This window comes from Rhodoplanes sp. Z2-YC6860 (assembly GCF_001579845.1).
Classification (GTDB): domain Bacteria; phylum Pseudomonadota; class Alphaproteobacteria; order Rhizobiales; family Xanthobacteraceae; genus Z2-YC6860.
This window is the reverse complement of the sequence record NZ_CP007440.1, coordinates 188,386-208,586: the sequence shown is the minus strand read 5'-3', so window position 1 is coordinate 208,586 and position 20,201 is coordinate 188,386. Positions and strand designations below refer to the sequence as shown.

Sequence of the window (20,201 nt, the reverse complement as noted above, 5' to 3'; positions counted from 1 at the left end):
GCTTTGCTCCGCCCCTACCCAGGGCAACATATACCGAAGGTGGCAGTGGCGGCCAACCGTCACAATCGGGCTAAGTGCCCTCAACTGTTGAGATTCGGGCGGCATAGAAGCCGTCGAGCCCGCCAAGGCGCGGCTCGGCGTTGGGCCAATGGCAGGGAAGCGTCCGAAGTTCGCCCGCCGCGGTGATGAATTCGGCCTGTCCGCCGACCTCCTCGACACGGATCGGATCGCGCCTCAGGTGCGGATTTCGGGCCAAAAGCGCGGCGATTTGGTCCTCGCCCTCCTCGCGCTCCAGCGAACAGGTGCAATAGACCAGGGCGCCGCCGGGCTTGAGCAGGCTTGCGGCTCGATCGAGCAGCCGCCCCTGCAGGGCGGCAAGCTTGCCGAGATCGGCCTCGGTTTTAAGCCACGGAATATCCGGATGGCGGCGCACAGTTCCTGTGGATGAACAGGGGGCATCGACCAGGACGGCGTCGAATGGGCCGCCCTGCCACTGCGCGGCGTCGGCTTCGACGATCTCGGCGGTAAGCCGCAACCGGGTCAGATTTTGCCGGAGCCTCGCGAGCCGCACGCCCGAGCGATCCACCGCGGTGACCTGCGCGCCGGCCTCTGCAAGCTGCGCGGTCTTGCCGCCCGGCGCGGCGCAAAGGTCTGCGACGGTCTTGCCGCGGGCGTTGCCAAAAAAGCCAAGGAGCAGGCGGGCCGGCAGAGCCGCGGCTGCGTCCTGTACCCACCAGTCGCCGGCTTCGAAGCCCGGCAACTGCGACACCGGGCCCGACGCGATGGTGCGCACGGTGCCGGTCGGCAGCGCCCGGCCGTTGAGCGTGGCCGCCCAGGTTTCCGGATCGCGCTTCACCGTGAGATCGAGGGCCGGTTCCTGCGTGTGGGCGACGGCGATCGCGCGCGCGGTGTCCTCGCCGTAATGCGCGACCCAGCGCTGCATCAGCCAGTCCGGCGTATCGAGCGTCGCGGTGTCGAGTGCGGCGAGGCGCGCCTTGCCGTCGCGGGTGAGATTGCGCAGCACGGCGTTGATCAGGCTTGCATAGCGCGCTCCGTGACGGTCATCCCGCGAAAGTCGCACCGAGAGATCGACGGCAGCGTGATCGGGCACATCGAGAAGCAGGATCTGCACGGCGCCGACCAGCAGGATCATCTCGACATGCGGAGCCTCCGGCGGAATGCCGCGTTCGAGATGCGCGGCGAGCAGGTGCCGCAGCGTGCCGAGCCGTCGCAGTACGGTCGCGACGATGGTTCGGGTCAGAGCGCGGTCGCGCTCCGACAGAGTGCCAAGCCCGCTGGTCTCCAGCAGCTCGTCGAGCGGGCGCTTCCTTCGCAGCACGCCATGGATGATATCGGCCGCGATCCTTCGGGCGGCGAGGCCCGGCGGCGGAGCGGATGGTGCGGGTTTGCGAGCAAGCGGCATGGGGCATGTCATGCCCCGCTTTCGCGGGACAAGACAACGCCTAAAAAGCCGCGCCTTTTCGATTGCCCATTGCGGAACAGGCCGGCCATGGCCCATCTAAGAGCATGGCCGATACCAAGCCGCCCGAGCCGTCCCCGAAGAAGCCGCTGACGCCTGCGGCTGAGCGGGCGCTGGCCGAGGCTGCCGAGCGCCGGGCGAGGCAGCAGGCCCAGCAGCCCGCCACCAAGGAGGTCGGCGGGCCGAGCGGGCCCGAGCCGACCCGTTACGGCGACTGGGAAAAGAAGGGCCTGACGTCGGACTTCTAAAAGTCTACCGGACCACCATGACCGGCGTGCCGACGCTGACGCGTTCGAACAGGTCGGTGATGTCCTGGTTGTACATCCGGATGCAGCCGTACGACACGAAGCCGCCGATCGACCGCGGATCGTTGGTGCCATGGATGGCGTATTGGCCCCCGGCCAGCGTCAGCGCCGCGGCGCCCATCGGATTGTTCGGCGCGCCGCCTGCGTGAACGAAATCGATGCTCGGCTTGGCCTTGGCAATGTCGCGCGGCGGCGCCCAGGCCGGCTTGATGTACTTGCCATCGATGACGGAGCGACCGGCCCACTGGCGGCCGGCGCGGCCGACGCCGACCGGATACATCAGTGCGCGGCCTTCGCCGAGCACGAGATAAAGGCGGCGCTCGTTGGTGCGTACCACGATGGTGCCCGCCGAGGCTTCAGCTCTGAAGGGCACCATTTCGCCACGCGCGGACGCGGGCGTTGCAGCCGTGACGACGGTCGCGAACGACAGAGCAGAAATCGCAACGGTGGCAGCAATACAACGAAACAAAGTAATCATAACGCAACGTCCTGATTAACGTCGCCGCATCTCTGAACTCATTTTCTAACGATGATTTCTCGAGGCGACAAGAGATTGCCGCCGAGCGGCCGCTGACCTGAATTGGCACAAAGCAGAGCGACGCAACACGTTGAGCGTCGCTCTGCGGCCGTTCGCTTACGCGCCGGCTTTGGCCTCGGCCTTCTTGTTCTGCCGGTTCTTCACCAGGTCATCGACCACGGCCGGATCGGCCAGCGTCGAGGTGTCGCCGAGATTGCCGTGCTCGTCCTCGGCGATCTTGCGCAGGATGCGGCGCATGATCTTGCCGGAGCGCGTCTTCGGCAGGCCGGGCGCAAACTGGATGAGATCGGGCGAAGCGATCGGGCCGATTTCCTTGCGCACCCACTGCACCAGTTCCTTGCGCAGCTCTTCGCTCGGCTGGATGCCGGACATCAGCGTCACATAGGCGTAGATGCCCTGACCCTTGATGTCGTGCGGATAGCCGACCACGGCGGCCTCCGACACGCTCTGATGCGCGACCAGGGCGCTTTCGACTTCGGCCGTGCCCATGCGGTGGCCGGCGACGTTGATCACGTCGTCGACGCGACCGGTGATCCAGTAATAGCCGTCCTCGTCGCGGCGACAGCCGTCGCCGGTGAAGTACTTGCCCGGATAGGCCCTGAAGTAGGTGTCGACGAAGCGCTGATGGTCGCCGAACACGGTGCGCATCTGGCCGGGCCAGGAGTCGATGATGCAAAGATTGCCTGACGTTGCGCCTTCCAGCACTTTGCCTTCGGCGTCGACGAGCTGCGGCTGACAGCCGAAAAACGGCAGCGTTGCCGAGCCCGGCTTGAGTTTGGTCGCGCCGGGGAGTGGCGTGATCAGGATGCCGCCGGTCTCGGTTTGCCACCAGGTGTCGACGATCGGGCAGCGGCTGTCGCCGACAACCCGGTGATACCATTCCCAGGCTTCCGGATTGATCGGCTCGCCGACCGAGCCCAGAAGCTTCAGCGACTTGCGCGAGGTCTTCTTCACCGGATCGTCGCCGGACTGCATCAGCGCGCGGATCGCGGTCGGCGCCGTGTAGAAGGTGTTGACCTTGTGCTTGTCGATCACCTCCCAGAAGCGGGAGTTGCTCGGATAGTTCGGCACGCCTTCGAACATCAGCGTCACGGCGCCGTTGGCGAGCGGCCCGTAGAGGATGTAGCTGTGACCGGTCACCCAACCGACGTCGGCGGTGCACCAGTAGATGTCGCCCTCGTGATAGTCGAACACGTATTGGTGCGTGATCGAGGTGTAGACGAGGTAGCCGCCGGTGGTGTGCAGCACGCCCTTGGGCTTTCCGGTCGAGCCCGAGGTGTAGAGGATGAACAGCGGGTCTTCGGCCTTCATCTCCTCGCACGGACATTCGCTGGTCACGACGGCCGCAGCCTCGTGGTACCAGACGTCGCGCACCGGCTCCATGTTCACCGGCGCGCCGGTGCGGCGCACGACGATGACATGGTCGACGTGAAATCCAGAGCTTGCGACCTTGGCGATCGCCGCATCGGTGTTGGCTTTGAGCGGCACCTTGCGGCCGCCGCGCAGGCCTTCGTCGGCGGTGATGACCACCTTCGACTGGCAGTCCTCGATGCGGCCGGCGAGAGAATCCGGCGAGAAGCCGCCGAACACCACCGAATGCACCGCACCGATGCGCGCGCAGGCGAGCATCGCGTAGGCCGCCTCGGGGATCATCGGCATGTAGATGGTGACGCGGTCGCCCTTCTCGACGTTGCGGTTGCGCAGGATGTTGGCCATCCGGCACACCTCGTCGTGCAGCTCCTGATAGGTGATCTTCTTGTCGTCCTTCGGGTCGTCGCCCTCCCAGATGATCGCGGTCTGGTTGCCGCGCTTTTTCAGGTGCCGGTCGATGCAGTTGTAGGCGGCGTTCAGCGTGCCTTCCTCGAACCATTTGATCGAGACGTTGTCTGGTGCGAACGACGTGTTTTTCACTTTGTGGAAGGGCCGCATCCAGTCGATACGCTTGCCTTGCTCGCCCCAGAAGCCGTTCGGGTCCTTCACCGAGCGCTGGTACATCTCCCTGTACTTCGCTTCGTTGATGAAGCCGCGCTGCTGCCACTCGGCAGAAACGTCATAGGTCTTGTCGGACATCGCACTCTCCCGGCATCTGGCAACTTCGCGCGTTCACGCGCCCCGCGGTCTGTTCTTGCCTTATTATGCGACGTCAGCCCAAGGGGCCTCAAGCCGCGCCGCCTGCCACTTTGGTCGATTGATCGAGATCAATGCGACACCGCTCCCTATCGTTTCTGGCGCCGAACGCATAAAGAATGGCCGAACAAGAAGTCCAAATCAGGGAGGCTGCTCCATGCCGGGCATGCTGCGTTCGATCGTTGCGGCTGCGCTGCTTTTTGCCGGCGCGGCTGTGGCCCACGCACAAGGCTACCCGAACCGACCGATCAGGTTGCTCGTCGGCTATCCGCCGGGCGGCGCGGTGGACCTCATCGCGAGGCTTTACGGCCAGGGCTTGTCGGTGCGCCTCGGTCAGCCGGTGGTGGTCGAGAACAAGCCCGGCTCCGGCAGCAATCTCGCCGCCGACATCGCGGCCAAGTCCCCGCCCGACGGCTACACGCTGCTGCACGGCCCCGACAACGTGTTCATGAGCAACCCGCATGTCTACGGCAAGATGCCGTTCGACGTGTTCAAGGATCTGGTGCCGATCGCGAGCGTGTCGTCGAACCAGCTCGTGCTCGCCGTGCATCCGTCGGTGCCCGCGAACAATCTTCGCGAGTTCGTCGAGCTGGCGCGCCGCTCCAAGCCGCCGCTGCTCTATGCGTCAATCGGCAACGGCAGCCAGCATCATCTCGCGATGGAGATGCTGAAACAGCATGTCGGCATCGATCTCACCCATGTGCCGTATCGCGGCGGCGGACCGGCCGCGATCGGGCTCTTGTCCGGTGAAGTGTCGGCGATGTTCGGCGGCGGCTCGCTGGTGCCGACCATCCAGTCCGGCAAGGTGCGCGGACTTGCCACCACCGGTAACGTGCGCAATCCGGCGACGCCGGACCTGCCGACGATTGCCGAGATCTATCCGGGCTACGAGGCCTTGATCTGGCACGGATTGTTTGCGCCGGCCGGCACACCGCAGCCGATCATCGACCGGCTGCGCGCGGCGATCGCCCAAGTCATCGTCGAGCCCGAATTCAGAATGCGGCTGGCCGCTTCCGGATCGGGTGAGCCTTACATCACGACGCCCGAGGAATTCACGGCCCGCATCAGAAGCGACTACGAGAAATACGGCAAGCTGATCCGATCGATCGGCGTGAAAGTTGACTAGGCCGTGTACTCATAAGTTTGCGATGTCTGCTATGGCCCGATAGCGCCCGCTCGCTAAACCTACGGAAGCCCGAGCATGCGGCGGACCACTCGGCCGATCGCCAGGCCGCGGGAACGGCGCAGCAAGGCATTTTCGGCGGCGAGCGATGCATTCTTCTGTGCCAGCCTGTCCCGGTCTTCTCGGAGTTGCTGCATTGCCGGGCTGCCGAGCGCTTTCGGCAGGATCCAATGGGCGAGATGGCCCTCTCGAGCCAGCCTTTCAAAGCATTCGGCAATAACCACACCGCTCTCGTGCGCGGAGTGCGGTGCATAGTGATAAGACTGGCCAGGCCTGTTCACGCAAATCCTGTCGAGGATGAAGTGTTCGAAGAACAGGCGCTCTTCTTTGGTCGAGCAAACCGGCAAAACCGCTTCGAGCCATCCGGTGAACATCGTCGTCCACGACGCGCGCTTGCGCTCCTCGGTCCAATCAAACCAACTTTTGTGATAGTTCTCCTCGTGGTCCAGCCGAAAATAGAGGGGCTCGGGCACGCGGATGAACGCGCCCCAGCGCAAGACCTTTGCCAGCCAAACGAAGACCTCAGACAGGGCCCTGAATTCGTCGGAACGCACGGGACCGGCCTGGGCGACCGCCTCGCGGCGAATAAGACCGCGGACTGCCACCGGTTCCTTTGCCTCGATGAATTGCCGCATGCGCTGGAGGACATCACCCTCGATCGAGGGAGCGAATTCGAGATCGCTACGCCCACCCTGCCATTGGCAATCCGCATAGACTGCGGCCGCATCCGGTCGCGCCTCGGCACTATCGATCAGCCTCTCGAAGAATTCCGGCGCGGTGGTGTCATCGTGTTGCCGGTAGCAGAAGAACTCTCCCATGGGCTGTTGCAGCAACCAATTGAAGTTGCCGAACCAGTCGAGACGTTCGGGCTGAATGACCATGCGGATGCGGTCGTCGGCGAGGAACGGGCGGCATGCTTCCGCGCTTTCCTCGTCGGCGCCATCGACCGAGATGATGACTTCGAAGTCCGTGAAGGTCTGGGATTGAAGCGAACGCAAGGCGTCCGCCACCAGTTCCCTGCCTCTATACAGGGGCATGCCCACGGTAATTCGTCTTGTCATGCCGACTTCTCAAATTCCCGCGACGATCCGGTCCGCGCATTTGTCAGCGAAATAGGGCGCCATAGTCAATTTGCCCGGGTCGACAGAATGGTATCGGCTCCTGGTATGGACTCCGATTTCGTAGCGCCTGTGAAGCTCGCTTTCGGGATCGTCGATGTCGGTCTCTCCCCAGGCCACGATCGCACCGCCCTTCACCCAAACATCCTTGAGCTCCGTGGCGTCGACTGGCGCAAGCGCTCTCACGAATTTGGACAGCGCCTGGATCGTGCCGTGAACGATTTCGGAGCGAAGCGGTTCAGGCGGGTGCGTGGACCATCGCGGCGGCACCAGGTCGCTCGACATGGCCTTAACGCAGGTGGGGTACCAGGTCAGGTAGGTGGTCTTGTCGGGATAGCTGACAATCTCGCCGAAGGGTCCCGACACAAACGTTGCGCTTGGCGGGCGCGGCAAGCGGTCAGGCCACGAGAAGCCGACCCCGTATTTGAGCCGGTGCAGCCAGGGCCTGCCCGGCCGCAGGCCCGCCGTCTCATCCACGGAGAGCCGTCCTTCCCAGAGCGCATTCACGGCGTGATCGAACCGTTCGAGTTTCTGCCCGTGTGCGCCGCTTGTCTTGACCACAACACCTGTCGCCTCTTCGGAAACGCCCAGCACCTCATGCGCGCAGCGTAATTCGATGCGCGGATGTGAGGTCAAAGCTCTTTGCACATGTTGCGCCAGCGCAACCGGATCGATCGCGATCTCGGGCGTGTCGAATGCGGCCACCGCTATCGCGGGATCGAAGACGGAGGCACGCTCCTGCGCCGACCATTCCCGTGGCGAAACGGTCAGATCGCTGCCGAAATAAGCGCCTTGCCGGCCGTTCGATGCGTCTACGATCAGCCGATGGACCGCAGCGAAATATTCGCGCACTTTCGCGGCCGTGTGCTGGCTGTCGCGATGCACGACATAGGAAGCGGGCTCGGAAGTGGCCAAGCTCTCAATCGGCAGCCCGAGGTAGCGATGCAGGAAGGGCGCAAATGCCAGCGCCCCTTCCATCATCATCCGCGCCGTGGCCAGCGAAGGATCGGCTGCGTACATCCAGCCGAGATGGACCTTGCCTTCGTTGGCGATCGCGGTCCTGCTCAGAACGACTTGGTTGCGCTCAAAAATAACCACCGATTGACCGCGATCCGCCAAAGCGAGAGCGATGCAGCAGCCCTGAAAGCCCCCGCCGAGAACCGCAATTGTCATGACCTGTCAACCTCATGTGGCACGAGCACCACCCGATGAAGTCGCGTCGTCTCAATGAGTTCACGGCCTAAGCGCCGAACCAGCCGATGATCGCTCCGATGATGACCAGCGCGCCGAGCCAGGCGATGCTGTCGATCACGCTGAGCATCGGCTTGCGGCCGGCGAAGGCGTTGTTGGCCGTGATGGTGGTCAACACGAAGCCGAGCCAGCAGCCCGCGCCGATGAGGATGCCGTCGCGCACGTTGAACATGTTCATGTGCAGCGTGATGCCGTAGATCGCCCAGGCCATGATCAGTTCGCCGACGAAGACCAGGATGAACGGCGCGGCCTTGGCGATCCCCGACTTGGCCGCGAGCTCGGCCTGGCACTGCTCCGGTGTCTTGCCGAGAGCTCTCATCCACGGTCCGCTGAGCGTCGTGTAGTAAATGCCGCCGAACAGCCAGGCCGCGATGGCGGCGACGACGATCGCCAGAACATTGCCTGCGTGAGACATGCTGCTCCCCCGTGCTTGCCGAGCTCTAAGCCTTCACGCCGCCCATCTTGCAGACGATCTTCCACTCGTCGGCGGTGACCGGCTGCACCGACAGGCGCGACAGCTTGATCAGCGCCATGTCCTTCAGCTTCGGCTCTTTCTTGATGTCTTCGAGCGAGACGGGTTTCGGCACCGGCTCCAGCGCCTTGATGTCGACCACGACCCACGGCGTACCGGCCTCCGCGGTCGGATCGGGATGGTGCTCGCGGGCGATCTCGACGATGCCGACGATGTTCTTGCCTTCGTTGGAGTGATAGAAGAACGCGCGGTCGCCCTTCTTCATCTTCATCAGGTTGAGCTTGGCGGTGTGATTGCGCACGCCGGTCCACTCGGTGCCTTTCGCACCGGCCTTGACCTGCTGGTCCCAGGACCAGGCATCCGGTTCGCTCTTCACCAGCCAGTAAGCCATCGCGTTCTCCCGCCGTATCTGACGCTCTATTCTTCAGCCCGCAGCGGCCGTGCCAACAGGGACTCGATCGCTTCGTCCACATTCATTTGCCCGGCGAGCATCGCCGCAACCGCAGACGCGATCGGCATGTCGACCGCTTTGTCGCGCGCCATTTCCAAAAGCACGGGCGCCGTGAAGGCGCCTTCGGCCAGACCCGTTTTGCCGTGGATGTCCTTCGGCGTGAGGCCCTTGCCGAGATTCATGCCGAAGCTGAAGTTGCGCGACTGCGGGCTGCCGCAGGTCAGGATCAGATCGCCCAGGCCCGACAGACCCATCATGGTCTCGGTCTTGGCGCCATAGGCGCGGCCGAACCGCACCAGTTCGGCGAAGCCGCGCGTGGTCAGCGCCGCCTGCGCGCTGGCGCCCAGGCCGCGGCCGGTGACGATGCCGCACGCAATCGCCAGCACGTTCTTCGACGCGCCGCCGATCTCGACGCCGCGCACGTCGGTCGATTGGTACGGCCGGAAGGTGCGGGACGCCAAGGCCTGCACCAGGCCCGATGCAATCGTCTCGTCCGAGGCCGCGAGCGTCACCGCGGTCGGCAGGCCGCGCGCAACGTCGGCGGCAAAGCTTGGCCCCGAGAGGATCGCGGGCGTCACCTTCGGTGCGCACTCGGCGATGATCTCGGTCATGAACTTGCGCGTGCCGTGCTCGATGCCTTTGGCGCAGGCGATCACCGGCGTCCCGGGCGCCACCGTCGCGCCCAGCGTCTTGCACACCGAGCGCATGGCCTGCGCCGGCACCACCAGCAGGATCGCGTCGGCACGCGATGCCTCGGTGAGATCGCGCGTCATCGCGATGCCGTCTTCGATACGAACGCCCGGCAGGAACCGGCTCTCGCGTTTGCTGGCGAGATGCTCGGCGTTGCCGGCGTCGAACTCCCACAGCGTGACGTTGCGTCCGGCCCGCGCCGTGACGTTGGCGAGCGCCGTACCCCAGGCGCCGCCTCCCAGCACCGCGATGCGATCGAACGTCATGCGCGGCTCCTGGTGAGAGTTAAGCGCCCTGCTGCGCGACGCGCGCCGGCTTGGTCTGAGGGCCCGCGACCTCGTCGAGCGGCCAGCGGGCGCGCGGCGCGAAGTCGAGCGGATCGGTCAGGCCAAGCGCGAGGCGTTCGGCGCCGGCCCAGGCGATCATCGCGCCGTTGTCGGTGCACAGTTCGCCCGGCGGCACCACGAGCTTGACGCCGCCCTCGAAGGCGACGCGCTGCAGCACCTTGCGGATCGCCTCGTTGGCGGCGACGCCGCCGGCCGCGACCAGCGCGGTCGGCACGCCGTAGCGGGCGCGGAACAGCTTCATGCCGGCACGGAGCCGATCCTGAATGAGTTCGACCACGGCCTGCTGGAACGAAGCGCAGAGATCGACCACGTCCTGGTCGTTGAGCGGCGCGATCTTCTGGGCTTCGAGGCGCAGCGCTGTCTTAAGCCCGGAAAGGGAAAAGTCCGGCTCGGCGCGGCCGTGCATCGGCCGCGGCAGCGCAAAGCGCGTGGCGTTGCCGCGTGTGGCCTCTTTCTCCACTTGCGGGCCGCCCGGATAGCCCAGGCCCAGAAGCTTCGCGGTCTTGTCGAAGGCCTCGCCGATCGCGTCGTCCTGGGTCGTGCCCAGCAAGGTGTAGTCGCCGATGCCGCGCACCGCGACGATCTGGGTGTGACCGCCCGAGGCGAGGAACAGGCAATAGGGAAACGGGATGCCGGCAACGAGGCGCGCGGTCAGCGCATGGGCCTCGAGATGGTTCACCGCCATCAGCGGCTTGTTCTCCACCATGGCGATGGCCTTGGCGGTGGTGAGCCCCACGATCACGCCGCCGATCAGGCCCGGACCGGCGGCCGCCGCGACGCCGTCGATGTCGCGGACCGTCAGGCTGGCGTCCGCCAGCGCCTTGGTGACGATGTGATCCAGCGCGTCGACATGGGCCCGCGCGGCGATTTCAGGCACCACGCCGCCGAACGCCGCATGCTCGCTCACCTGCGAAAATACCACATTGGACAGGATCTTGCCCGGGCCCTCGCCCGAACGTTCGACCACCGCCGCGGCGGTCTCGTCGCACGTGGTTTCGATTCCGAGTACAAGCATGCGACAACGGCTACCACTCTGAGGTCTGGTGAGGCAATCCTTGGCACAACCCTCTGGTCCCATCCTTCGGCCTAGTACGCTTAGACTTGGAACACGCGGCAGCCCGCTGGCGCTGGCGCAGGCGCGCATGGTGCGGCAGGCGCTGGCCGCGGCGCATGGCTTCGACGCCGAGCAGGTCGAGATCACGGTGATCCGCACCAGCGGCGACCGCATCCAGGACCGGCCGCTCTCCGAGGCCGGCGGCAAGGGCCTGTTCACCAAGGAGATCGAGGAGGCGCTGATCGGGGGTTCGATCGACTTCGCGGTGCATTCCTCGAAGGACATGCCGACGGTGTTGCCCGCCGGCCTGGTACTGTCGGCGTTCATGGAGCGCGAGGACCCGCGCGACGTTTTCATCAGCCGCAAGGCGAAATCCATCGCCGAGCTGCCGCAGGGCGCGACCGTCGGCACGGCCTCGCTGCGCCGCCAGGCGTTGGTGAAGCGGTTGCGGCCCGATCTCAAAGTCGTGTCGCTGCGCGGCAACGTCGAAACGCGGCTTCGCAGGCTCGACGAGGGCGTCGCCGATGCGACGCTGCTGGCGCTGGCCGGCCTGAAGCGTCTCGGCCTGGTCGAGGCCGCGACCGCGGTGCTCGGCATCGACGATTTTCTTCCGGCGGTCGGCCAGGGCGCGATCGGCATCGAGACGCGGGCCGACGACGCGCACACGCGGCAGATGCTTGCGCCGATCAATCACGCCGACACCGCGCATGCGCTCGCTTGCGAACGCGCGTTTCTGGCCGTGCTCGACGGTTCGTGCCGCACGCCGATTGCTGGACACGCGACCGTCTCGGGCGGGCTGATCCGCTTTCGCGGCATGATCGTGAAGCCCGATGGCAGCGAGGCCTTCGAGACCAAACGCGAAGGCACCGTGCACGACGCCGTGCGGCTCGGCACTGACGCGGGCGCCGAGCTGAAATCGCTCGCCGGTCCGGATTTCTTCGCGGCGCACTGACATGCGGCTCCTCGTCACGCGCCCCGAGCCCGACAACGCGCGCACCGCGGCGACGTTGCGGGCGAAAGGCCACGAGGTGCTGCTCGCGCCGATGCTGCGCATCGAATCGATTCCGGATGCCGACCTCGGCTCGCCACCTTGGTCCGGTGTGCTGCTGACCAGCGCCAACGGCGCGCGCGCCTTGGCGGCTCATCCGCGGTGCGGCGAATTGCGGTCGTTGCCGGTGCTCGCTGTCGGACGGGCGAGCGCGGATGTGGCGCGCGCCGCGGGCTTTGCCGATGTGACATCGGCGGACGGCGATGCGGATGATTTGGTCCGGCTGACAGCGATGCGCTTTGCGCCTTCGCGCGTGCGGCTCCTCTATCCGGCGGGTGAGGATCGTTCGCGCGATCTCGCCGGCGCGTTGTCGATGAAAGGCATCGGCGTGCACACCGTGGTCGCTTATCGCGCGGTGACCGCGAACGATTTCCCGCCCGAGGTGCAAGCCGCGCTGGCGCAGGGCCGTATCGACGGCGTGCTGCATTTTTCCCGCCGCAGCGTCGACGGCTATCTCGCTTGCAGCCGGATGATGCAGCGGGAGGCGCTGAAGCCGATGCATTACTGCTTGTCGGATCGCGCGGCCGAACCATTGCGGCTCGCGGGAGCGACGCGCATCGCGGTGTCAGCGCATCCGGACGAGGCGAGCTTGATTGCGGAGATTTCCCAATAGTCCGCCGACCCAACCGCTGTCATGGCCGGGCATAGCCGTCCGAAGGACGGCGTCGCTTCGCTCGCCTATGTCCCGGCCATCTCGATCAGGTGAGCACAGTGCCTTCCTAAGCGGGATGCGCGGGTCAAGCCCGCGCATGACGGCGGAGTTCGATGCAATCGAAGTGAAAAAGGCGCTAAAGCTGAGCCGGATCGTCACACGCCAGCCAAGTTCGAATCGTCTAGAATGCCGCCATGTCCAGTACCAAGCGCCCTCCATCGGACCCGCCGGGCGGCCGCCGCCGGCCACCGCCGGTGATCAATTTGGAGGCTACCGAGGTGTCGGTGTCGAGTTCTGAGTCCCCGCCGAAAACGAACGATCACCCCAACCCCGACAATCCGGCGCCGCAACAGCAGGCCGCCGATCTATCCGGACTTTCCGAGGCCAAGCCCGATGCAGCTCCGCCCGAGCAGGTGGCCTTTGAGCCGCCGTCGGCGGAGGCCGCGGTCGAGTCCAGGCCACAGGAGCCCCAGCAACCGGCTGCCGGAGAATCTCCGGCCGCGCCGCCACCGCCGAACGATCCGCCGCGACAGTGGTCGCTCCCCATCGTCGCCGGATTGTCCGGCCTCGGCGGCGGGCTGGTGCTGTTCGTGTTGCTGTGGCTGTCCGGTGCGCTCTCGATCGGTCAGCTGACGTCGTCGCCGCCGCAGGCTGCGTCGCCGGATCTTGATCCGCGCCTCGGTGCGATCGAGCAGCAGCTGAAAGAGCTCTCCGCGCGGCCGGCCGCGACCGCGGCCGATCCCCGCGTGCTGAACGATGTCGCCGTGCGGCTCGGCAAGCTCGAAAGCGCGATCAGCGTCCCGCGCGCGCCCGATCCGGTGGTGCAGAGCCGCGTCGCGGCCGCCGAGAGCACAGCCAAATCGGCCTCCGAGAATGTCGCGAACCTGACACGCCGCCTGGATGCGCTCGAAGCCGCGTCGCGCGAAAGTGGCAGTCAGATCCAGCAGCTCGCGGCAGCGACCGCCGAGCTGCAAGCCAAACTCCGCGACACCGGCGCCGGCGCCGATCGCCCCGTGCGCCTCGCGGTTGCTGCGTCGGCGCTGCGCGCCGCGGTCGAGCGCGGCGAGCCTTACGCGACCGAGCTTGCGATCGTGAAGCCACTCACCTCCGACATCCCGTACATCAACTCGCTGGAGCGTTTCGCTGCATCCGGCCTGCCGAGCCAGGCCACGCTCGGCCAGGAACTGATCACGATCATCCGCCCCATGATGACGCCACCGGCTGAGGCGCCGCGCGACAGCACGTTCCTGGAAAAGCTTCAGGCCAATGCCGAGAGGCTCGTGCGTGTCCGTCCGATTGGCGAGGTGCATGGCGACGACCCCGGTGCCCTCCTCGCCCGGATCGAGCAACGCGCCAGGGATGGCAATATCGCGGGCGCGCAGGCCGAGCTCAGAAAGCTGCCGATGCCCCCCGACATCAGCAGGCAGACGCCATTGCAGACCTGGATCGACAAGGCCGACGCCCGCGCCAGGGCCGTCGAGGCCGCCCGCAAACTTGCTGCCGACGCGGTTACGGCGTTGAAAGCCGCCCCGTGATACAGGTCTGGCGATGATCCGCGTCCTCATTTTCCTGGCGTTCATAGCTGCTGTCGCGTTTGGCTTCGTCTGGATCGCAGACCGGCCGGGCGAGATCGCCATCACCTGGCAGGGCCGCCAGATCGAGACCTCGGTGCTGGTCGGCGTGATAGCGCTGGTGCTCGTCATCGCCGCAACCATCATGCTCTGGTCGGTCATCCGCACCATTCTGCGCTCGCCCGACCTGATCGGAACGTTCCTGAGCCATCGCCGCGGCGTGCGCGGCTATCTCGCGATCTCGCGCGGGCTCATCGCGGTCGGCTCGGGCGACATCAAGGCGGCGCAGCGCGCATCCGCTGAAGCCTCCCGCATCGCGCCGGGCCAGCCGCTGGCGCTGCTGCTCGATGCGCAATGCGCGCAGCTCGCCGGCGACCGCACCGCCGCCGAGCACGCGTTCCGCAAGATGACCGAGCACGAGGACACCAAGCTGCTCGGGCTTCGCGGGCTCTTCATCGAGGCGCAGCGCCGGCAGGATCATGCCGCCGCGCGCGCCTATGCGGAGGAAGCCGCAACGGCCTCGCCGTCGCTCGGCTGGGCCGGGCAGGCGGTGCTGGAATTCCGCTCGACCGCGGGCGACTGGGCCGGCGCGCAGCAGGCGCTCGATCGGAACAGCCGCTTCGGGCTGATCGACAAGACTGATTACAAACGCCAGCGCGCGGTGCTGATCACGGCCCGCGCGCTCGCCACTGAGGAGACCGATCGCGACCGGGCGCGCGAGCTCGCGCTCGAAGCCTTGAAGCTTGCGCCGAATCTCGTGCCCGCGGCCGAGCTTGCGGCGCGGCTGCTGCGTGACGCCGGCGAGCATCGCCGCGCCGCGCGCATCGTCGAGAAGGCCTGGGAGGCCAATCCGCATCCCGACCTCGCCGACACCTACGCGCACCTGCGCTCGGGCGACTCGGCGCGCGAGCGGCTGACGCGCGTGCAGTCGCTGGCCGGCCGCACGCCGGGCCACCCCGAAGGCGTGCTGGCGGTGGCGCGCGCAGCCCTCGAGGCGCAGGAGTTCGCCGCGGCGCGCACGGCGTTGAAGCCGCTGCTCAAGGAGCCGACCCAGCGCGCCGCCGGCCTGATGGCCGAGATCGAGCGCAGCGAAAGCGGCGACGAAGGCCGCGCCCGCGAATGGATGGCGCGCGCGCTGCACGCCGCGCGCGATCCGGCCTGGACCGCCGACGGCTATGTCTCCGACCGCTGGATGCCGGTGTCGCCGGTCAGCGGCCGGCTCGATGCGTTCCAGTGGAAGGTGCCGCTCGCCGAGATCGGCGTCACCCGCGACGCGGTCGACGTCGACGCGCTCGAAGCCGCCGCGAAGGCCAGGCCCGTGGTGATCGCGCCGCCGGCGCCCGATCCGCTGCCCGATGTCGAGCCGGCTCCGGCTCCCGAACCGCCCAAGCCCGCGCCACTCAAGTCCGAGCCGGCCGCGACCGCGGCCGCGCCGGCATCACCGCCGGTTCCAGCATCCGCTCCCGCGGCGCCACGGGCCGAGGCGGTGATTCCCCTGGTGCATGCGCCGGACGATCCCGGCCCCGAACCGACGCCCGAGCTTGACCCCGAGCCCGGACCGGCCGCCGGATCGCGCGGATTACGGCTGTTCTGACCGGTCTTTGCCCCAAGCTCCGTCATGGCCGGGCTTGTCCCGGCCATCTCGCTCAGGGAGGCACTGTGCTCAACTCATCGAGATGCCCGGCACCATAGGCGAGCGAAGCGACGCCGTCCTTTGGACGGCTAAGGCCGGGCATGACAGCGAACGTGATGCAACTCGAGCGGAAAACGCGCCAGTCAGTTCGGTTTGCTTGCCAAGGTCTGCCCCTCTCGCTAAGACGGGCGCGCTTTCAGCCGTTTTCGGCCTGTGCCGGCGTAGCTCAGCGGTAGAGCATCCGCTTCGTAAGCGGGTGGTCGGGGGTTCAAATCCCTCCGCCGGCACCATTCAAGCGCATAGCGACGTTGATTCAGCGCGTTGCGCGATTTTCAGCACTGCCGCGCATAGCAAACGGTCCATTCAGGGATACACGGCGCCCTCTTACCGGATCGTGCCGCCCGCCGCATGTCGGCGTCAGCCCGTGGCGTGCCAAACCCCCTGTCGAGCGCCGAGCCCTTCAAGTACAAAATTCAAAAGCTGCGAAGCGCTTCAATGAGCGCCTCCGGCTGGAATGGCTTTCCAAAAAATCGAGTTCGGGAATCACGCGCAAATCGCGCTCGCATATTTTCATCAGCGAAGCCGGTGGTCAGGAGGATCGGCAGGTCCGGATATCGAGCCCTGATCTCCAGAACAAGCTGATCGCCGGAACGATCAGGTAACCCCAGATCGACAATCGCCGCGCTCAATTCATCGCCCGCAGTTTGGAGTATTTCAGCGCCTTCCGAGAAGCTTCCCGCTTCGATTGTTTGCCATCCATGATCGGTCAATACCTCGACGACGAGCATTCGCAATAAAACCTCGTCTTCGACGATCAGGATTTTCGATTGTTGTTGCGTGCGGTCATTGCGGTCCAGCAACTCGCGGATGCGACGCGCCAGCGAATCGAAAGTAAATGGCTTCGAAAGAAGCTCTGTGCCCGGGTCGAGGCGGCCATCGTGCACAAGCGCACTTCCAGCATATGCTGTGGTAAGCAGGACTTTGAGAGAGTTACGCACTTGCTGCGCGCGGAGGGCTAGGGCTTTGCCGTCCATCCCGCCGGGTAGACCGAGATCAGTAAACAGCAGTTGTACGCTCTCGTGATCTTGGATGATGTCCAGTGCTGATTGCGCATCGGCCGCCTCCAACACGGTGTAGCCGAGTTCCGAGAGGCTTGAGACCGTGTAGTTTCGGACATCTTCGTCATCTTCGACGACCAGAACGGTTTCCCCAGAGCGGCCAAGAGGAAGCTCGGTGCTGCCGCCGGATTGCTCCAGCGCGACGGCGTTGGCGGCTGCGGATTTCGGGAGGTAAATTTTAGCCGTGGTTCCGATCCCGATCTCGCTGTAAATTTTTGCATGGCCTCCGCTCTGCTTCGCGAAGCCGTAGACCTGACTGAGACCGAGACCCGTGCCTCTGCCGTCCGACTTTGTGGTGAAGAACGGCTCAAAGACCTGCTTAAGCACTTCCGGATGGATGCCGCCGCCGGTATCGGCGATTGAAACCAGCACGTATGAGCCGGCGGCGATCTCTCCTTCAATCGCAGCATAAGCGGCATCCAAATCAACATTAGCGGTTTCGATCAGGACACAGCCGCCCTCCGGCATGGCATCGCGAGCGTTGACAGCGAGATTGAGAAGTGCGGCCTCAAGCTCCGGTGGATCGACTTCGACCGTCCAAAGGTCGGGGTCCAGGGATGTGCGGATTTTCACGCCCTCACCGAGCGTGCGTTGCAGGAGATCGGACATGCCTTCGACAAGCCCGTTCACGTTCAACGCTTTGGGTTCGAGCGGTTTCCGCCGGGAGAAGGACAGCAGGCGCTCCGTCAGCAGCGCCGCTCGCCGCGCTCCGTGAATCGCGTTCTCAAGCGGTCTTCCCAATGCAGAATCCTGATTGTGGCGCAGGGCCTGCTCCAGGTTTCCCAAAACGACGGTTAGCAGATTGTTGAAGTCGTGCGCGATGCCCGCAGTAAGCCGGCCGATGGCCTCCATCTTGCTGGAGTGCCTGCGGTGCTCTTCCAGCGCAACGCGTACGGAAATGTCACGCAAACTCGCAAGCCACGCCGGCCGGTCGCCCCACCTGGTATCGACGGCTCGAATTTCAACATCGACGTGATTGCCGCCTGGGCGATGGACGGTAATCTGACTCGTCTCACCCAACACTAGAGGAATACCGACAGGCGATCCGATCAGCGTGGATGATGGCCGGCCAAAAATCTCTTCCGCTGCTGGATTGACGAAGAGAACGGCTCCGTCGTGATCGACGACGATAATGCCGTCCGCATTCTTTTCGACCAGAAACCTGACCTCTGACTGATCGACGCTGGCCGCAAGTGAAGCGTTTGCCATGACCACATTCATGGGAGTTCGGTTGCGCTTGACCGCCTATGGCTGTCGCTTCCCGAAAAGACGTTGGGCGCGGCCTTGAAGGGTTCTCCCAAATGCATGCCGGCCCCATCAATGGTAAAGCGGCGAATTTCCTTCGCATGTTCGCTGCCACGCATTTTCAGCACCATCAGGCCGCGGTGCATCTTGTCCTGCTCCTGCATGTAGCGAAGCAGGATAATTGAGTCGGTCAGAGTGGATATGTGCTGCTCACTTGCAGTCTCACCTCCTACAAGCGATTTGCTGGTCGCTGTGTAAAGGCCGGCGATTTCGCTTTTCTTGATGAATGAAGTGAGACTGATAAGGAATTCGCGGAAGCCACTATCCGGCGCCACACGCTCAAGAGCAGAGATGCTGTCGATGGCGATCCGATTTGGTTTTATTTCATCGACCAGATTTTTAATCGACAAAAGATGATCGGCCAAACCTTGGGCCTCGGGATAAAGACAAAACACCTTCAATTTGCCTTCGGCCTCCATCTTTGCAAAGTCGACGCCCCAGCCACTGGCGTTGCGGAAGAGCTGGCCACGGCTTTCCTCGTAACCAAACAAAACCGCTTTTTCCCCGGCCGCAACGCCACCAGCGAGGAAATTGGTCACAAGCAGTGTCTTGCCGGTGCCCGTTGCTCCGCTAACCAACGTCACGCTGTCGCGAAAGAACCCGCCGCTGCACATCTCGTCGATGGCAGGGTTGCCGCTGGTTACGCGAACCATGCTGGACTGCTGCTCCAGCCGAAGCGACGACATGGGCACGGCAATAAGGCCATGACTGCCCAGGATCGTGAACGGGGCCTCGCCTTCCGCGTGATGACTTCCGCGCATCTTGAGGACTTCGATCGTCCGCCGGCGCTTTTCACGCTGCAGTACGTTGCGCAGAATCACGACATTGTCGGCGATAAATTCCTCAAGTCGGTGCCGGGTGACTTCTCCATATTCGGACGAGCGCTCCGCTGTCATGAGAACGGTCAGCCCGGTCTTCTTCAGAGCATCGGCGATTCTGAAAAGCTCCCGACGCAACATCTTCGGGTCGCCGATGAAATGGTCGAATAGCTGAGTGAGAGAATCGAGGACAACGCGCTTGGCGTTGACGGATTTCGCCGCATGAAGGATGCGTGCCAGCAAACCGGCCAGATCGAAATCTCCGATGACCAGTTCATCGTTTGCCGGTGGGCTGGCATCGACGACAGCCAACCGGCCCTCCTTGCGCCACGTCGCAAGATCCCAACCAAAGCCGCGCATGTTTGCTTCGATGTCGCGCGGCGGCTCCTCGAACGTGACCAGCACGCCATTCTCGCCGTACTTCGTGACGCCGTGCGCCAGAAATTGCGTGGCGAATATGGTCTTTCCGCTTCCGGGCGTCCCTCCAACCACTGTAGTCCGGCCCCGAGGCAGCCCGCCCATTACCAATTCGTCAAAAGCATCAACGCCGGTTCTGACGCGCTCAAGCACATCTGGAATTTCAGACTCCGGCTCGTGAGCGGTCATTAGGTCTGCTCCTTTAATTCGATTCCCAAAAACTCAACGATCCGCTTTGTATCGCTGAGATCGCCAATAATCCGGCGTGAGCGCGATGGATGCTCATAGGAGAGTGTGGGCGTTGCCAACACACCCGCTTGCTCGGCGAGCTCTGGACTTTTGAGCACATCGATTATCTCGATGTTGCATTCAAGTTTTATTGAGCGGTGCAGCTGACGAAGATGGGACTCGGCACGTTGAGAGATTGCTGATCTTCCGGCGATATAAAGTCTCAGCAAACAGTCGCTCACGTGCGCCTGACCTTTCATGGCGGCCAATGCAGTGGCCACCTTGAAATCGCGGACGCGCAACCTCTCGGGAAAAGCGAGGCGGCGAAGGCCGCCTCCCGGAATCTAGAGCCGCAGCGCGATCTCATGCGGGCGATCCGCAAGCGACGACACAAG

At 64.7% G+C, this 20,201-nt stretch carries 18 protein-coding genes and 1 tRNA gene; 7 read left to right on the top strand and 12 right to left on the bottom strand.

The genetic code is table 11. From position 1 onward, the window contains the following. Positions 1-70: 70 nt before the first annotated feature. Positions 71-1,423, bottom strand: coding sequence for an RsmB/NOP family class I SAM-dependent RNA methyltransferase (locus tag RHPLAN_RS00945; protein ID WP_068013082.1), 1,353 nt, complete (start codon positions 1,421-1,423; stop codon positions 71-73). A gap of 104 nt (positions 1,424-1,527) precedes the next feature. On the opposite strand from RHPLAN_RS00945, the gene RHPLAN_RS00940 reads away from it, so the two are divergent. After that, positions 1,528-1,728, top strand: a complete 201-nt coding sequence (locus RHPLAN_RS00940) for a DUF1674 domain-containing protein (protein WP_068013080.1) — start codon at positions 1,528-1,530, stop codon at positions 1,726-1,728. Between the two features lie 4 nt (positions 1,729-1,732). Here RHPLAN_RS00940 and RHPLAN_RS00935 read toward each other — a convergent pair whose 3' ends face one another. After that, entirely contained in the window at positions 1,733-2,263 is a 531-nt protein-coding gene (locus RHPLAN_RS00935) for a L,D-transpeptidase (protein WP_068013079.1), read from the bottom strand. Positions 2,264-2,419: 156 nt separating this feature from the next. Then, the gene (gene acs, locus RHPLAN_RS00930; protein ID WP_068013077.1) at positions 2,420-4,393 is read right to left on the bottom strand and encodes an acetate--CoA ligase; all 1,974 of its coding nucleotides are present in this window, start codon (positions 4,391-4,393) and stop codon (positions 2,420-2,422) included. Between the two features lie 214 nt (positions 4,394-4,607). On the opposite strand from acs, the gene RHPLAN_RS00925 reads away from it, so the two are divergent. Continuing rightward, entirely contained in the window at positions 4,608-5,576 is a 969-nt protein-coding gene (locus RHPLAN_RS00925) for a Bug family tripartite tricarboxylate transporter substrate binding protein (protein WP_068013076.1), read from the top strand. Between the two features lie 59 nt (positions 5,577-5,635). On the opposite strand, the gene RHPLAN_RS00920 is transcribed toward RHPLAN_RS00925, so the two are convergent. From RHPLAN_RS00920 to tsaD, 6 genes are all read right to left on the bottom strand, one after another. Continuing rightward, a complete protein-coding gene (locus RHPLAN_RS00920) occupies positions 5,636-6,694 on the bottom strand; it encodes a glycosyltransferase family 2 protein (protein WP_084244113.1) in 1,059 nt (352 codons plus the stop codon). 9 nt (positions 6,695-6,703) lie between these two features. Then, complete coding sequence (locus RHPLAN_RS00915) at positions 6,704-7,924, bottom strand: FAD-dependent oxidoreductase (RefSeq protein WP_068013073.1); 1,221 nt, start codon at positions 7,922-7,924, stop codon at positions 6,704-6,706. 67 nt (positions 7,925-7,991) lie between these two features. Next, complete coding sequence (locus tag RHPLAN_RS00910; RefSeq protein ID WP_068013071.1) at positions 7,992-8,417, bottom strand: DUF1761 domain-containing protein; 426 nt, start codon at positions 8,415-8,417, stop codon at positions 7,992-7,994. Positions 8,418-8,442: 25 nt separating this feature from the next. Continuing rightward, positions 8,443-8,865: an EVE domain-containing protein gene (locus RHPLAN_RS00905; protein WP_068013070.1), complete on the bottom strand. Its 423-nt coding sequence runs from the start codon at positions 8,863-8,865 to the stop codon at positions 8,443-8,445. Between the two features lie 26 nt (positions 8,866-8,891). After that, positions 8,892-9,881, bottom strand: a complete 990-nt coding sequence (locus tag RHPLAN_RS00900) for an NAD(P)H-dependent glycerol-3-phosphate dehydrogenase (RefSeq protein ID WP_068013068.1) — start codon at positions 9,879-9,881, stop codon at positions 8,892-8,894. A gap of 19 nt (positions 9,882-9,900) precedes the next feature. Continuing rightward, positions 9,901-10,977: a tRNA (adenosine(37)-N6)-threonylcarbamoyltransferase complex transferase subunit TsaD gene (gene tsaD / locus RHPLAN_RS00895; RefSeq protein WP_068013066.1), complete on the bottom strand. Its 1,077-nt coding sequence runs from the start codon at positions 10,975-10,977 to the stop codon at positions 9,901-9,903. A gap of 61 nt (positions 10,978-11,038) precedes the next feature. Here tsaD and hemC point away from each other — a divergent pair, with 61 nt between their 5' ends. From hemC to RHPLAN_RS00870, 5 genes are all read left to right on the top strand, one after another. Continuing rightward, a complete protein-coding gene (hemC, locus tag RHPLAN_RS00890; RefSeq protein ID WP_157100739.1) occupies positions 11,039-11,968 on the top strand; it encodes a hydroxymethylbilane synthase in 930 nt (309 codons plus the stop codon). Between the two features lies 1 nt (position 11,969). Next, a complete protein-coding gene (locus RHPLAN_RS00885) occupies positions 11,970-12,677 on the top strand; it encodes a uroporphyrinogen-III synthase (protein WP_068013062.1) in 708 nt (235 codons plus the stop codon). A gap of 233 nt (positions 12,678-12,910) precedes the next feature. After that, entirely contained in the window at positions 12,911-14,251 is a 1,341-nt protein-coding gene (locus tag RHPLAN_RS00880; RefSeq protein WP_068013061.1) for a COG4223 family protein, read from the top strand. Between the two features lie 13 nt (positions 14,252-14,264). After that, positions 14,265-15,881, top strand: coding sequence for a heme biosynthesis protein HemY (locus RHPLAN_RS00875; protein WP_068013059.1), 1,617 nt, complete (start codon positions 14,265-14,267; stop codon positions 15,879-15,881). A 254-nt stretch (positions 15,882-16,135) separates the two neighbouring features. After that, positions 16,136-16,210 (top strand) — tRNA-Thr (locus RHPLAN_RS00870). Between the two features lie 183 nt (positions 16,211-16,393). Here the strand turns inward: RHPLAN_RS00870 and RHPLAN_RS00865 are convergent. Genes RHPLAN_RS00865 through RHPLAN_RS00855 form a run of 3 tightly spaced genes read right to left on the bottom strand, consistent with a single transcriptional unit; the run spans position 16,394 to position 20,087 of the window. Further along, the gene (locus tag RHPLAN_RS00865) at positions 16,394-18,259 is read right to left on the bottom strand and encodes a response regulator (RefSeq protein ID WP_068013057.1); all 1,866 of its coding nucleotides are present in this window, start codon (positions 18,257-18,259) and stop codon (positions 16,394-16,396) included. Continuing rightward, on the bottom strand, positions 18,256-19,767 hold the full coding sequence (gene kaiC, locus RHPLAN_RS00860) for a circadian clock protein KaiC (RefSeq protein ID WP_068013055.1): 1,512 nt from the start codon (positions 19,765-19,767) through the stop codon (positions 18,256-18,258). Before kaiC ends, RHPLAN_RS00865 begins: the two co-directional genes overlap by 4 nt. Beyond that, positions 19,767-20,087 carry a circadian clock KaiB family protein gene (locus RHPLAN_RS00855; RefSeq protein WP_157099987.1) on the bottom strand — a complete coding sequence of 107 codons (321 nt, stop codon included), beginning with the start codon at positions 20,085-20,087 and terminating at the stop codon, positions 19,767-19,769. Before RHPLAN_RS00855 ends, kaiC begins: the two co-directional genes overlap by 1 nt. Positions 20,088-20,201 lie beyond the last annotated feature (114 nt).

What these genes read in the sequence shown, in the direction of transcription:
- RHPLAN_RS00925 (WP_068013076.1), top strand. Translation starts at nt 4,608, where the DNA reads ATGCCGGGCATGCTGCGTTCGATCGTTGCGGCTGCGCTGCTTTTTGCC.
- RHPLAN_RS00935 (WP_068013079.1), bottom strand. Translation starts at nt 2,263, where the DNA reads ATGATTACTTTGTTTCGTTGTATTGCTGCCACCGTTGCGATTTCTGCT.
- RHPLAN_RS00865 (WP_068013057.1), bottom strand. Translation starts at nt 18,259, where the DNA reads ATGAATGTGGTCATGGCAAACGCTTCACTTGCGGCCAGCGTCGATCAG.
- kaiC (WP_068013055.1), bottom strand. Translation starts at nt 19,767, where the DNA reads ATGACCGCTCACGAGCCGGAGTCTGAAATTCCAGATGTGCTTGAGCGC.
- RHPLAN_RS00875 (WP_068013059.1), top strand. Translation starts at nt 14,265, where the DNA reads ATGATCCGCGTCCTCATTTTCCTGGCGTTCATAGCTGCTGTCGCGTTT.
- RHPLAN_RS00880 (WP_068013061.1), top strand. Translation starts at nt 12,911, where the DNA reads ATGTCCAGTACCAAGCGCCCTCCATCGGACCCGCCGGGCGGCCGCCGC.
- RHPLAN_RS00940 (WP_068013080.1), top strand. Translation starts at nt 1,528, where the DNA reads ATGGCCGATACCAAGCCGCCCGAGCCGTCCCCGAAGAAGCCGCTGACG.
- RHPLAN_RS00920 (WP_084244113.1), bottom strand. Translation starts at nt 6,694, where the DNA reads ATGACAAGACGAATTACCGTGGGCATGCCCCTGTATAGAGGCAGGGAA.
- acs (WP_068013077.1), bottom strand. Translation starts at nt 4,393, where the DNA reads ATGTCCGACAAGACCTATGACGTTTCTGCCGAGTGGCAGCAGCGCGGC.
- RHPLAN_RS00905 (WP_068013070.1), bottom strand. Translation starts at nt 8,865, where the DNA reads ATGGCTTACTGGCTGGTGAAGAGCGAACCGGATGCCTGGTCCTGGGAC.
- RHPLAN_RS00900 (WP_068013068.1), bottom strand. Translation starts at nt 9,881, where the DNA reads ATGACGTTCGATCGCATCGCGGTGCTGGGAGGCGGCGCCTGGGGTACG.
- RHPLAN_RS00945 (WP_068013082.1), bottom strand. Translation starts at nt 1,423, where the DNA reads ATGCCGCTTGCTCGCAAACCCGCACCATCCGCTCCGCCGCCGGGCCTC.
- RHPLAN_RS00885 (WP_068013062.1), top strand. Translation starts at nt 11,970, where the DNA reads ATGCGGCTCCTCGTCACGCGCCCCGAGCCCGACAACGCGCGCACCGCG.
- RHPLAN_RS00915 (WP_068013073.1), bottom strand. Translation starts at nt 7,924, where the DNA reads ATGACAATTGCGGTTCTCGGCGGGGGCTTTCAGGGCTGCTGCATCGCT.
- RHPLAN_RS00910 (WP_068013071.1), bottom strand. Translation starts at nt 8,417, where the DNA reads ATGTCTCACGCAGGCAATGTTCTGGCGATCGTCGTCGCCGCCATCGCG.
- tsaD (WP_068013066.1), bottom strand. Translation starts at nt 10,977, where the DNA reads ATGCTTGTACTCGGAATCGAAACCACGTGCGACGAGACCGCCGCGGCG.